The sequence below is a fragment of the Nostoc sp. genome (assembly GCF_036917195.1).
Classification (GTDB): Bacteria; Cyanobacteriota; Cyanobacteriia; order Cyanobacteriales; family Nostocaceae; genus Nostoc.
In genome coordinates, this window is record NZ_JBALDG010000068.1 from 96,567 (window position 1) to 108,790 (window position 12,224).

The window sequence follows — 12,224 nt, forward strand, 5'->3', positions numbered from 1 at the left end:
TTAAAGATTGAGGAATTCTGTGTATTTACTAATTCCAGCTGCGGGAATCGGAAAAAGAATGGGGAGTAACCGCAATAAACTCCTACTGCTCGTGCGATCGCAACCAATTATTGCTTGGACTCTATTAGCCGCAGAAGCCGCAAGTACAATTAATTGGATCGGGATTATTTACCAGCCTGCTGATTGGTCTGACTTGAAAGCAATTATCGCCGATCTGAAGCTGACTAAACCAGTGGAATTGATTCAAGGTGGCTCCACCCGCCAAGAATCTGTTTACAATGGCTTGCAGTCCCTCCCAGTAGCCGCAGAACAAGTGTTGATTCATGATGGTGCTAGATGCCTTGTCACATCAGATTTATTTAACTCTTGTGCCGAGGCGATTCGCCACTGTCCCGGTTTAATTGCTGGTGTACCCGTCAAAGATACGATCAAAGTTGTCGATCAACAAGGCATAATTCAAGAAACACCCGATAGACGACAATTGTGGGCGGCACAAACTCCCCAAGGATTTGATGTCAAGTTGTTGAAACAGTGCCATGCTGAAGGTGTGCGTCAAGGTTGGGAAGTAACTGACGATGCCGCTTTGTTTGAAAGGTGCGGTATTGAAGTCCGAATTGTCGAGGGAGAGGAGACAAATTTAAAAGTGACCACTCGACAAGATTTAGCGATCGCAGAATTTATTCTCACAAGTAGAGGCTTTTGATGAAAATGAACAGGTAGAGGGGAAACTTTCTCTAGGTTTTTTCCCATGCCCCATGCCCAATTTAAGAGTTTCAACAATAATTTTGATAATTTAGGATATAATGCCACACACTTGTTGATTGTTAGTTGTCATCTGCTAATGACTAGTAACTAATGACTAGTAACTAATGACCAATGACTGATGATTAAATGATTATAGCCACAGCGACGAAGATAGAAGCAATTCTCTATTTAAAGGGTAAACCCTTGTCGCTCGGCGAAATCGCCGAGTATGCCGCGTGTGATCGCGCCACTGTCAAAGAAGGCATAATTGAACTAATGGACAACTATGCCCACCGAGATAGCGCTTTAGAGGTAATAGAAACCCCAGATGGTTACAGTTTGCAACTACGGTCTGACTTTCATGATTTAGTGCAAACGATGATACCAGTAGAATTGGGAGTAGGTGCATTGCGGACTTTGGCAGCGATCGCCCTCAATAGTCCCATACTCCAGAGCGACTTGATTAACCTGCGCGGTTCAGGAGTATATCAACACGTTCCAGAACTCGTCGAACTTGGTTTCATCCGAAAGCGCCGAGACAGCGATTCTCGCTCCTACTCGCTCCAAGTAACGCCGAAATTTCACCAGTATTTTCAAATCGAACAACTTCCGCAAATACTTTCCACCAGCCAGAAGGAAGAACAACTAGAACTAGAACTAGAACTGAAGGGAGTAGGGAGTGGGGAGTAGGGAATGAGGGGGATGAGGAAAATAACCAATATGCCCCATTCCCAATCCCCAATGCCCTCTGCTTTTAAAGGCTTATACCCGTGGTGAATGCGCTACCCTTGTACAATGGTTTAAAGTAGAGTTAGCAATTAAGCTAAATAAAACTGCCAATGGTGTTTAATCCTGACTTTTTGAATGACAACTCTGAGGAACACCCTAATCAACTTCTTTCCGATCACTCTGAGGAATACCCCAATCAGTTACTCAAATATCTACAACATCAGTCTCCTGATGTTTTAGCGAGGATTGCTCAGTCCGCCAGCCCTGAAATTAAACAAATCATTTCCCAAAATGTCCAAGGGCTAGTGGGAATGCTCCCTGTAGAAAATTTCAACGTGCAAATCACTACAGATCGGGAGAACTTAGCTGGGCTTTTAGCGTCGGCCATGATGACAGGGTATTTTCTGCGCCAAATGGAACAAAGAATGCAGTTAGAGCATTTGTCTAATGGTCAATAATCAATAGTCAGTAGTCAAATATTCTGAGACTATTGACCAAATAATTACTGATTCGTAATTCGTAATTAAGAGGGTACACAGCTACCACCAAAATCTCTAATTTGGTGGTCAACAAGACAGTGAGGGTACAAAGCAAGCACTGATCACAACTACGAATTACGAAAGCATTGCGGTAGGAATAGCGCAGCGTAAAGCCTTCTCTTCTCCTAAGGGGAGACGCTGTTCGCCTTCGCCAACGGCATGGCAACTCTTAAAGACGCCGTTCGCTTAAAGCGAGTAATTGAGAGTCGGAATGAGCGTTAGTTATCAATTACGAATTACCTTGACTACTTCCTTTCAGGATAAGCACCTGATTGCACTTTAAAGGTTTGAATTTTACCACTGCGGTTGACTTCGATCACTAAAATGTCCCCAACTTTGCTGGCCTCTACCAACTTCTGAACTTGGGCTGAGGTTTTGACTGGTTTACCGTTAACTTTTTGAATCACGTCTCCAGGAAACAGTCCTCCGCGCTTGGCTGGGGAATCGTCTGTGACTCCTCTAATCACAATTCCAGCGTCCTGCTGAATGTTCAATTGATTTTCTTGATTAATCTGCTGTTTTTTGATCGGAGAAAGGTCTGCCATTTCAATACCTAAGAAGGGATGTTCCACACGCCCTTTGGTAAAAAGTTCATTGGCGATGCGGGCGGCGGTTTCAATGGGAATGGCGAAACCGAGTCCTTGAGCATCAGCGCGGATGGCAGTGTTAACACCAATCACTTCGCCTTGGGCGTTTAACAAGGGGCCACCAGAATTACCAGGGTTAATTGCGGCATCAGTTTGGATAAAGCTGACTCGCTTATCTGGGATACCTACCTGAGTGCTGGTGCGATCTGTAGCGCTGATGATGCCAATAGTAACAGTATTATCTAAACCCAGAGGATTGCCAATAGCGATCGCCCATTCTCCTGGTATTAAATTTTGCGAATTGCCCAGCTTCACTGTCGGTAAATAATTCGCTTTTATTTTCACCACTGCGACATCTGTCACAGGATCAACTCCTACCACCTTCCCCTCTAGACTCCGACCATCTTTGAGGGTTACTAGTACTGTATCTGTATCTGCTACCACATGAGCGTTGGTGAGTAATTCTCCATCTTCGCTCAAAATAAATCCCGATCCTGTACCGCGCTCAATACGCTCTTGAGGAATTGGTTGTTCATCCTCTCCAAAGAATCGCCGCAAGAGGGGATTTTTCAAAGCGTCAGAGATCGGATTGGCTACTTTGCGGGTGGCATTAATTCGCACCACAGCCGGGCCAACTTTTTGTACTGCCGTCGCAATAAAATTCACATTCTCGCCCCCAGTAGCCCCAATAGCTGCGTTAGGAGAATTTGGAACTATGGATTCTGGAGGCAAAGCCATTGTCACATTTCTTAACTGTTGGAACGAGGGATTTTGTAGCAAGAGATAGCGACTCCCAAACAAACCTGCACCACAGCCGAACACCAGTAAAAATACATAAACGCCCAGTTGCTTTAAAGATAACTTCATAATCATTCTGCTTAAGGACAGCAATGCAGTTGCTAATTTCTAAGTGTAGTCAAGCTAACGGCAAGTGGACAGATCAATTTATAAGGAATTGGGCATGGGGCATTAGTTATTCTCCCTGTCTGTATTGTCCTCCTCATCTCCCTCTGCTTCCCCTGCTCCCTCATCTCCCCACTCCCCACTCTTCCCATCTAAAATCTAAAGTTAATGCGCTCCTGACCTATATACATGACTTTACCCTTTCGTCAACTGTTTCTCTGTAGCTTAGTTAGCGCCTTGGGTCTAGTATCCATAGTGCCAAACACTAACAGTGCTAATGCTGCTGTAGGTGGTTGCCCAACTCCAGCCCTATCTCGCTTCCAACGCCATAAAGTTGTTCGTGGCGAAACTTTGGAGAGCATAGCGCAGCGCTACAATCTGATTCCCACAACTATTATCGGCATGAATCCAGCTTTGCAGAACGATGCGATCGCAGTCGTTGGTAGTGTACTTCAAATTCCTCCCTACAATGGGGTTGTAGTTGAAGTGCCTCGCGGTGAAACTTGGCGACAAGTGGCGGCAAAATACAAAGTTCGTGCTGATAGCCTTTTTGAAGTGAATGGTTGCCAAGAAGACCCCAGAATTGTGTTTGTTCCGGGGGTAAATTGGTCGCCCAATGGTGTTGTAACTAAGTCCGTTTTACCTACTGATACAGGAACGCCAAACCGTGCATCTCTGTCTGGATATCCTTTGGCACAAGTGGCAACTGTAGCATTAGCTTATGGCTGGCAAATTAATCCTGCGACAGGTCAAGTTTTCTTTCATAGTGGTGTTGACTTATTAGCAGCAATGGGTGCTAATGTGCTGGCGATCGCTCCTGGAACCGTAGCCTTTGCTAACGATCAAGGTACTTATGGCAAGTTGGTCATTATTAACCACAGTGGCGGACTCCAAAGCCGTTATGCCCAGCTTGACAGTATCAAAGTTACTGTCGGTCAGCAAGTGAAAAAAGGAGATTTAGTGGGAACAGTAGGCACTAGTGGACAACCAAGTTCTAGCCAACCGCATCTCCATTTTGAAGTGCGTTCTAGCTCATCTTTGGGTTGGGTAGCAGAAGATCCAAAGGGTTATTTGAAGAAATAAGGTTCGTTTTGAAACGCATAGGCGCTTCGCCTTCTTGCAGGGTAGGAACGCAGAATAAATCTCTGTGTTCCTCTACCGAACCTTTACGATTCTTTGCGTTAAAAAAAGGATGCTATATTTTCGCTAGATTTTACGATGTGCATTCCTGCCTCTGCAAACCTTGCAAATGCTGCATCTGCCTGTTCTGTGTAGTCCACAATACCGGGAACAACAACAGGAGAAGTGCAATCTTCTAAGAGATAGATTTTTTGAGCAAGGCTAGCATCTACCTGTTTAATTTCTGTTAATAAATCGTCAATTGTCCAGGCGACGCAATGACTTTTGGCTTGACCACCAATAATTACTGCATCAAATTCTAAAAGTTGCTGAATCAGGTGCGTGTTCTTTTGAGCAAGTGGACGCTGCTCAAAATCTTCTAACACTTCTGGGCGTAAGATGGAATAGTTTTCTGTTAAAGGATTTTCACCTTTGATTTCAAATTGCGTCTGACTTTGACGAGCAATGCCGTGGAAAAATATTGCTTCTTCTACCGATGAGACTAGAGCATGACCAATACCGCCCAACATAGAATGATAAGGCCAAACAGTGAGCGGATATTTACCGTCTTGACTAAGTTGCTTAAGGTAATGGTAAGCGTGTTTTTCTAATAATTTATAATCCCCATTAGTAACACTGTTAGCAACTGCTGGGTTAACTTTCCAGATACCTTGTTGAATATCTGCTGGTGTGATGCTAGTTGCTGCTGGGGTGGGATGTTCTCCGGCGGCGTTCACCCAAAAGATGGGATGAAAAATTTGTGTTGCTGTGTGGGTGTCTAAGGTGGGTACAATTTTGGTAATTACTCCCAAGTTGCGATAAATAAACTCACATAATCTGACATTATCATCCACCGCCGCACTCCCAGATTTTCCACCTACAAATAATTCAAAGCCGGGGATGCAGAAGGTGTTTTGGACATCAATTGATAGTAAGCAAATCCGGGTTTTATCTAAAGATGCAGGTTTGATATCATGTTGTTTTGCCCAGATTTCAGCTTCGGTGGCACGTTCTTGGTAAGGTACGCGCCAGACTTCGCCCACTTCTTCAGGGTTAAAGTGTGGGGGAATTGGTAGTTGGGTTGTTGTTTGGGTGTTCATATAATTCTGCACTTATGTTGTAATTATTAAGCTTGTCTCAGTTCAATATAATGCTTTATTCAGTAGACCTCATCGTGGAAACCTAAAGTTAGCAACAAAATTTCTTCCTCTCCTAATTCAGGATTTCTCGCAAATTTCAATAAAATGTGATCAGTTCATCACTACCAACGAATTCTATATTACTAACATTTAGGTAATTGTAGTAATAAGTAATAAATGAAGCTATAGCATTGGTTTTGCATTGACAGTATAGAATAATGTGATGACTACAATATTCCCCGTCCTTCTTTACTGTGCAAAAATGCAGCAATTTGCGCTGCTGACTTTAATTTAACAAGCTGCTGACATCCAAAATGCGGACATTGCAGGTAAAACATATCTATAACAACATCTGAGTGATTGCGTTTTTCACGTAAGACCATAGGCATATGATGTATGGGGCATAGTACATTGCTATTTTCTACTTTCAAATGCTGTCTTACACGATCAACTACTGTAATTTGGATATGTTTAGGTGTAAAGCTCTGACTTAGCTCGGCATTTGATAACTTAAGTTCAAAGACATTTGCTTTGTGCATTAAACCAATATCCTGCGTAGAAAATTTCTGTATACCTCTACATTGGGTATTTGCATGATTGTAATAGCCAATGCATGACCAGAAAAAGTCATTTAACATCAATAAACTGCCGTCAGGGCGATTTTTATGTTGTAAAAACATTGGTCTGCCGCACCCACATTGCTTTTCAAGGACAACTTGCCCCATGTGAAACTGAAGTATGTGAGCTTTATCATTGTTCAAGAATGATGTTTCATATGCATCAGGGTTTTTTGCTTGTTCGGCTACGACTTCCTGAGTTTTAGCCTTTTGCCACTGCTCAAACTTATCCTCACGTTGTTTTTTTAACTCTTGGAGTTTCTCTAGCTCAGTTCGCTTTAGTAGTCCATCACGCGCCCGCTTTTTCTCAAGTTCCGTTTCCTCAAGGTCAATATTCTTGATGTCAATTTGAATATTTACAGTAACAGGCATTGGACTAGGCGTAGCCTGGTTTTCTTTGGCTCTCTCTTGCAAAACTTCATTAACAACTCTAGCAATATAGTTTTTGGTTACTTGATTGACAGTGCGGATTGTTTTTATAACAGTAGCTCCAGCAGCAAAAATTGCTTCGAGAAATCCCATATTCCTACTTTTTCAATAGATTTTCCATTTACTAGGGTTCCCCAAAGCCGAAGAGGATTTTTACTTTACTCTATTTTTTTTCTATGTAATCGTCCAAAAGAGCCACTACCTGTGGCAATCTGAGAAACAGAGATTTATCAAATCTGATATTTTAGCTACAGGAAATTTACCTGATAGGGTTATGCAAACTCTGCCAACTCTTACAACTTCTAACACCACAGTAGATCAACCCACTTTTGATACAACTATCAAGCGGCGTAAAACCCGTCCTGTAAAAGTGGGAAATGTCACCATTGGGGGCGGCTACCCCGTTGTGGTGCAGTCAATGATTAACGAAGATACTCTTGATATTGATGGCTCCGTGGCTGCTATTCGTCGTCTGCACGAAATTGGCTGCGAAATTGTCCGTGTCACAGTTCCGAGTATGGCTCATGCTAAAGCTTTAGCAGAAATTAAACAAAAATTAATAAAAACTTACCAAGACGTGCCAGTTGTGGCTGATGTCCATCACAATGGGCTGAAAATCGCTCTGGAAGTCTCCAAGCACATAGAGAAAGTACGGATTAATCCAGGCTTGTATGTGTTTGAAAAGCCAAACCTTAATCGAACTGAGTATACTAAAACTGAATTTGACGAAATTGGGGATAAAATCCGCGAAACCTTAGAACCTCTGGTAGTTTCTTTGCGTGAGCAAGGTAAATCGATGCGAATTGGGGTAAATCACGGTTCCCTCGCTGAAAGGATGCTATTTACCTACGGTGACACTCCAGAAGGCATGGTGGAATCTGCCATAGAATTTATCCGCATCTGTGAATCTTTGGATTTCCGCAACTTGGTAATTTCCATGAAAGCCTCACGAGTACCAGTGATGCTAGCCGCCTATCGCCTCATTGCCAAGCGCATGGATCAACTGGGTATGGATTATCCGCTACATTTAGGCGTTACGGAAGCCGGTGATGGCGAATACGGACGAATTAAATCTACGGCTGGTATTGCTACCTTACTTGCTGATGGCATTGGCGATACAATTCGCGTCTCACTTACAGAAGCACCAGAAAAAGAAATTCCCGTCTGCTACAGCATTCTCCAAGCTTTGGGATTGCGAAAAACGATGGTGGAATACGTCGCTTGTCCTTCCTGTGGACGCACTTTGTTTAACCTAGAGGAAGTGCTGCACAAAGTCCGGGAAGCCACTAAACACCTGACTGGGTTAGACGTGGCAGTTATGGGTTGCATTGTCAATGGCCCCGGAGAAATGGCAGATGCTGACTATGGCTATGTTGGCAAAACACCTGGTTACATTTCTTTGTATCGTGGCCGGGAAGAAATTAAAAAAGTCTCAGAAGATAAAGGTGTAGAGGAATTAATTAACCTTATTAAAGCAGATGATCGCTGGGTAGAACCGTAAGGGAAGTGGGGAGTGCTGAGTGCTGAGTGAAGAATTTCACTTCTTTACTCAGAACTCAGAAAAGAGAAATTGTTTTGCCCCATTCCCAAAAATTTTGTATCTTTAGACCATCAAGGTCACCGGATTGTCAAGTATTTTGTTGAAATTAGGAATACATCCTCCATCTGTACAGTGGTAGCCTGTGTTAGATTGAGCATACTGACTATATTTTCCCTCTGACGCAGCTGTCATTATGGTGATTACAAAAAGTAGGCTTGTTTTGGGTGCTACGGTAGTGACACTCTCCACGATCGCTGTTACTAGCCTTGGCATTCACTCGCGAGGTGAGGCTTTATTTAAAGCAAGTCCCAAAGAATTGGTAGATGAAGTTTGGCAAATTGTTCAGCGCCAATATGTAGACGGTACTTTTAATCAGGTAGATTGGCAGGCTGTTCGTAAGGAGTACTTGAGCAAGTCCTACAGTAATCCGCAGGAAGCGTATAAGTCCATTCGGGAAATGCTGAAAAAGCTAGAAGACCCCTACACCCGATTTATGAACCCAGAGGAATTCAAGAGTATGCAAGTGGAGACCTCTGGAAAACTCACAGGGATTGGGATCACGATCAGTCAGGATGAAAAAACGAAGCAACTGGTTGTAATTGCGCCAATCGAAGATACACCAGCCTTTAAAGCTGGTATTTTGGCAAAAGATGTCATCCTCAAAATCGACGGCAAAAATACCAAGGGGATGGATATTAATCAGGCAGTATCCCTAATTCGAGGTGAAGCCGGAACACAAGTCAGTCTAACGATTCAGCGCGACGATCAAACAAAAGAATTTGACATCAAGCGCGCGGAAATTGAAATCCATTCAGTTAAGTATTCCCAAAAGAAAACTCCAGCAGGTAACCTTGGGTACATTCGCTTGAATCAGTTCAGCGCCAATGCTGGTCAAGAAATGCAAATCGCTATCAAAGATTTAGAAAGCAAGCAAGTAGCTGGATATATTCTGGATCTGCGTGGTAATCCAGGTGGCTTACTCTTCTCCAGTGTAGACATTGCCCGGATGTGGATAGATAAAGGTAAGATAGTCTCCACCGTTGAACGCCAAGGAGAGGCATCAAAAGAAGAGGCAAACGGACGCGCCTTGACGAATAAACCGTTGGTGGTTCTGGTAGATAAAGGTTCAGCTAGTGCAAGTGAAATCCTCTCAGGGGCTTTGCAGGACAATAAGCGTGCTACTTTGGTTGGTACTCAAACCTTTGGTAAGGGACTAGTGCAATCGGTGCGTCCCTTGGAAGATGGCTCAGGATTAGCGGTAACAATTGCTCATTACTATACCCCCAACGGTACAGATATTAATCATAAAGGTATTGCTCCAGATGTGAAGGTAGATTTGACCAAACAGCAGATGGAAGAGTTATGGCTTCATGAACGTGACAAACTTGCTACCCTAGAAGATCCCCAATTCGCTAAAGCAGTGGAAGTGATAGGTAAAAAAATTGCTGCTAAGAGCACAGCTTCAGCAGAAAAATGAACAGTTAGAAATAAGGTTAGGAGTCAATAGTGAGGAGTTAGGAATAAAAACCATGATTGTCAACTGATAACTTCTAACTCCAAACTCCTAACTTTTAATTTAAACTGGTTGGCACTTCCCAGCTCTAATAAGTCCGACACGCCGAGCGATCGCTTCTTCTTGCGAAGTAAAAGGCCCCCACTGTTCTATAATCTCTAGATTATCGTCGCCAAGTTTATCGCTGGGGAGAATTTCGCAATTACCAACAGAACGCTTGACAATATACCAAGTTTGTGAATTATTCATACTTGAAATAAAAACTTTGTTTTTTACAGTAAGGATTCTAAGGCATACAGAAAATATTCTCCCGTGTATGCGATTGTATCGGATCTGATTTAGCTATAGACTACACTTACAACCAATTCCTTACAGCCAGAATGCTATTTGGCCTTAGCTAACCACTGAAGAATTTTAATAAAAATATAAAGTGTACTTAAATAAGTAGATAAATTAATATATATTACATGTGTAATACTTTTGAAATTCAATAGATTGATATGCGTTTACCTATCATTATCAGTGCGGGGTTATTGCTATCTTTCGGACTGAACCTACCAGTAATGTCCAAATCTCCCATAGAGATAGCACAAGCACAATCGCCAGCGAGTAATAACTGGAATTTAAGGCGATCACAAAGGCGATTAGAATTTAATCGCCGTTTCTGGGATCGGCAAAATATTTCCAACTATGACTATACATTGAGCAATAGTTGCTTTTGTATAGCCGACGCTAGGGGACCAGTAGTCATTAAAGTACGTAATGGTCAAACAATTTCCGTCACTTCTGTAGCTACAGGTAAACCAGTTAATCCAGAATTTTTTCAAAACTACAACACAATTCATAAGTTGTTTGATGTAATTCAAGATGCTATCAACCGTAAAGCCTTCAGCCTGAATGTGGAATACAGTGCTAGATTCGGCTATCCAACCAAAATTAATATCGATTACAACAGTCAGATAGCTGATGAAGAAAAATATCTTACAATTGAGAATTTTAAGATAATTAAATAGCTGCTGCTGCAAACAGAAATAGAACTTACGCACAAGCAACGGAAAATCGAACCACAGAGGACGCAGAGGACACGGAGGAATAAGAGTTTGAGAGGTTTTTTGCGTAAGTCCTAAGAAAATTAGATATTAAGGCAATAGGTATGCTTACCTTGATCATTAGACCTCTTGCATAAATGCTTAAATTGTCATGTCGAGCGGAGTTAAACAGAGTAGTGAGATTTTTCTCTTCACTGCGTTCCGCTCAAAATGACATTCCTGATTTTTTGACTTTTGTAAGAGGTCTATTAACTGCTGGCGTTCAAGTTTCTAGGTGCTGCTGTGCAAATGTCTCACAGTTAAAGGCGATCCAGTGCGTAGCTTGCTGCACAACTCTTGGAGACGCTCTTGCTAGCTAGCTTAGTACAAGTCAGTGACCACCGTAGGCATCGCCTTTATTTATCCTATTAATTAAATTTCCTCTAATAAAAAAGATTAGCATTGCTGATTAGATGTATAAATCTTGGTCTAGAAATGCGAAAGTTCGAGCGATCGCTCATCACCAAAGTAAGCGGGCAGAAAAATTTCCCCTTTTTGGCTAGATATACAAGATCAGCTTGTCAGGGACATTACTCCTATTCGGGAATAACTGCTAATAAAAATACAAGCCAGATCCAACATATATCAAATGAACTATCTAATTTTTTGAGAGGGGTATTGAAAGTAGAACTGAATATTAACCATTTTATTTGTTACCCTTCTGGCAATTTAGCAAACGCCTGCTCAACTAACTCTTTTGCTTTAGCATCCAAACGTAGCCAATCCACTTCACCCAGTTCATCAATTAAATTAGTATCAATATCAGCACTTTCCTTCTCTGGGCTGTATTCCAGAAAACACACTTGATAACATAGTTCCCACAAATCGATACTCGCTTCTTGCTGTTGACGCTGCAAACGTAGATGATATCCTGGATGGGGCATCGGTAGACGAGTAAGAGTCTCTCTGATTTCATCTGCTTCTTGGGGCGTTGCAGTTTCCATTGCTTGCAACAACTCAGTCACCAATGCCTTGATTTCATCAGTGGTGTTAGACGGCCAAATCAGGACATCGTTATAAGTTCCCGTCCAGGAGGATTCATCAAGCAACTTGCGGATATTGTCGATAACGCGAATGAAAGCAGGTTGCATGAGAATTTCAGCCTGCTGCCATGCAACTGAGTTTGTTATTTTAGGTGGCATTGGTAGTAAACAGGGGCACTAAAAGAAAAAAAAACGGTCTGCGTTTATTAAAAAGCTGCGTTTTTAATCTAAATCTTTTCTCAAGATAGCGGATTTCATTGAAGAAAATTTGGAGATATTTATTACCAGCTGGAA

Annotated in this window: 12 protein-coding genes; 7 read left to right on the top strand and 5 right to left on the bottom strand. The window is 42.3% G+C overall.

Going from position 1 to position 12,224, the window contains the following annotated elements; genetic code table 11:
• Window positions 1-19: 19 nt before the first annotated feature.
• From ispD to V7K40_RS22745, 3 genes are all read left to right on the top strand, one after another.
• Window positions 20-703 carry a 2-C-methyl-D-erythritol 4-phosphate cytidylyltransferase gene (gene ispD, locus V7K40_RS22735; protein WP_334963692.1) on the top strand — a complete coding sequence of 228 codons (684 nt, stop codon included), beginning with the start codon at window positions 20-22 and terminating at the stop codon, window positions 701-703.
• Window positions 704-891: 188 nt separating this feature from the next.
• On the top strand, window positions 892-1,434 hold the full coding sequence (gene scpB / locus V7K40_RS22740; RefSeq protein ID WP_273764561.1) for an SMC-Scp complex subunit ScpB: 543 nt from the start codon (window positions 892-894) through the stop codon (window positions 1,432-1,434).
• Between the two features lie 149 nt (window positions 1,435-1,583).
• Window positions 1,584-1,931, top strand: coding sequence for a DUF760 domain-containing protein (locus V7K40_RS22745; RefSeq protein WP_273764562.1), 348 nt, complete (start codon window positions 1,584-1,586; stop codon window positions 1,929-1,931).
• 326 nt (window positions 1,932-2,257) lie between these two features.
• Here V7K40_RS22745 and V7K40_RS22750 read toward each other — a convergent pair whose 3' ends face one another.
• Window positions 2,258-3,466 carry an HhoA/HhoB/HtrA family serine endopeptidase gene (locus V7K40_RS22750; protein WP_334963694.1) on the bottom strand — a complete coding sequence of 403 codons (1,209 nt, stop codon included), beginning with the start codon at window positions 3,464-3,466 and terminating at the stop codon, window positions 2,258-2,260.
• Window positions 3,467-3,691: 225 nt separating this feature from the next.
• Here V7K40_RS22750 and V7K40_RS22755 point away from each other — a divergent pair, with 225 nt between their 5' ends.
• The gene (locus V7K40_RS22755) at window positions 3,692-4,585 is read left to right on the top strand and encodes a M23 family metallopeptidase (protein ID WP_334963697.1); all 894 of its coding nucleotides are present in this window, start codon (window positions 3,692-3,694) and stop codon (window positions 4,583-4,585) included.
• Window positions 4,586-4,683: 98 nt separating this feature from the next.
• Here the strand turns inward: V7K40_RS22755 and V7K40_RS22760 are convergent, their stop codons facing one another.
• Together V7K40_RS22760 and V7K40_RS22765 are read right to left on the bottom strand one after the other, a co-directional pair.
• On the bottom strand, window positions 4,684-5,721 hold the full coding sequence (locus V7K40_RS22760) for an isochorismatase (RefSeq protein WP_334963699.1): 1,038 nt from the start codon (window positions 5,719-5,721) through the stop codon (window positions 4,684-4,686).
• A 266-nt stretch (window positions 5,722-5,987) separates the two neighbouring features.
• Window positions 5,988-6,899, bottom strand: coding sequence for a hypothetical protein (locus tag V7K40_RS22765; RefSeq protein ID WP_334963701.1), 912 nt, complete (start codon window positions 6,897-6,899; stop codon window positions 5,988-5,990).
• A gap of 181 nt (window positions 6,900-7,080) precedes the next feature.
• Between V7K40_RS22765 and ispG the strand changes: the two genes are divergently transcribed.
• Window positions 7,081-8,307 carry a (E)-4-hydroxy-3-methylbut-2-enyl-diphosphate synthase gene (gene ispG / locus V7K40_RS22770; protein WP_334963703.1) on the top strand — a complete coding sequence of 409 codons (1,227 nt, stop codon included), beginning with the start codon at window positions 7,081-7,083 and terminating at the stop codon, window positions 8,305-8,307.
• 232 nt (window positions 8,308-8,539) lie between these two features.
• Complete coding sequence (gene ctpC / locus V7K40_RS22775; RefSeq protein ID WP_334963705.1) at window positions 8,540-9,823, top strand: carboxyl-terminal processing protease CtpC; 1,284 nt, start codon at window positions 8,540-8,542, stop codon at window positions 9,821-9,823.
• Window positions 9,824-9,922: 99 nt separating this feature from the next.
• On the opposite strand, the gene V7K40_RS22780 is transcribed toward ctpC, so the two are convergent.
• Window positions 9,923-10,108 carry a DDE transposase family protein gene (locus tag V7K40_RS22780; protein WP_334963707.1) on the bottom strand — a complete coding sequence of 62 codons (186 nt, stop codon included), beginning with the start codon at window positions 10,106-10,108 and terminating at the stop codon, window positions 9,923-9,925.
• A gap of 251 nt (window positions 10,109-10,359) precedes the next feature.
• Here V7K40_RS22780 and V7K40_RS22785 point away from each other — a divergent pair, with 251 nt between their 5' ends.
• Complete coding sequence (locus V7K40_RS22785; RefSeq protein WP_334963708.1) at window positions 10,360-10,872, top strand: DUF6174 domain-containing protein; 513 nt, start codon at window positions 10,360-10,362, stop codon at window positions 10,870-10,872.
• Between the two features lie 728 nt (window positions 10,873-11,600).
• Here the strand turns inward: V7K40_RS22785 and V7K40_RS22790 are convergent.
• Window positions 11,601-12,089: a hypothetical protein gene (locus V7K40_RS22790; protein ID WP_334963710.1), complete on the bottom strand. Its 489-nt coding sequence runs from the start codon at window positions 12,087-12,089 to the stop codon at window positions 11,601-11,603.
• Between the last annotated feature and the right edge of the window lie 135 nt (window positions 12,090-12,224).

Excerpts from the sequence above, each read along its gene's own strand:
- scpB (WP_273764561.1), top strand. The coding sequence starts at position 892 with ATGATTATAGCCACAGCGACGAAGATAGAAGCAATTCTCTATTTAAAG.
- V7K40_RS22745 (WP_273764562.1), top strand. The coding sequence starts at position 1,584 with ATGGTGTTTAATCCTGACTTTTTGAATGACAACTCTGAGGAACACCCT.
- V7K40_RS22750 (WP_334963694.1), bottom strand. The coding sequence starts at position 3,466 with ATGAAGTTATCTTTAAAGCAACTGGGCGTTTATGTATTTTTACTGGTG.
- V7K40_RS22755 (WP_334963697.1), top strand. The coding sequence starts at position 3,692 with ATGACTTTACCCTTTCGTCAACTGTTTCTCTGTAGCTTAGTTAGCGCC.
- V7K40_RS22760 (WP_334963699.1), bottom strand. The coding sequence starts at position 5,721 with ATGAACACCCAAACAACAACCCAACTACCAATTCCCCCACACTTTAAC.
- V7K40_RS22765 (WP_334963701.1), bottom strand. The coding sequence starts at position 6,899 with ATGGGATTTCTCGAAGCAATTTTTGCTGCTGGAGCTACTGTTATAAAA.
- ispG (WP_334963703.1), top strand. The coding sequence starts at position 7,081 with ATGCAAACTCTGCCAACTCTTACAACTTCTAACACCACAGTAGATCAA.
- ctpC (WP_334963705.1), top strand. The coding sequence starts at position 8,540 with ATGGTGATTACAAAAAGTAGGCTTGTTTTGGGTGCTACGGTAGTGACA.
- V7K40_RS22780 (WP_334963707.1), bottom strand. The coding sequence starts at position 10,108 with ATGAATAATTCACAAACTTGGTATATTGTCAAGCGTTCTGTTGGTAAT.
- V7K40_RS22785 (WP_334963708.1), top strand. The coding sequence starts at position 10,360 with ATGCGTTTACCTATCATTATCAGTGCGGGGTTATTGCTATCTTTCGGA.
- V7K40_RS22790 (WP_334963710.1), bottom strand. The coding sequence starts at position 12,089 with ATGCCACCTAAAATAACAAACTCAGTTGCATGGCAGCAGGCTGAAATT.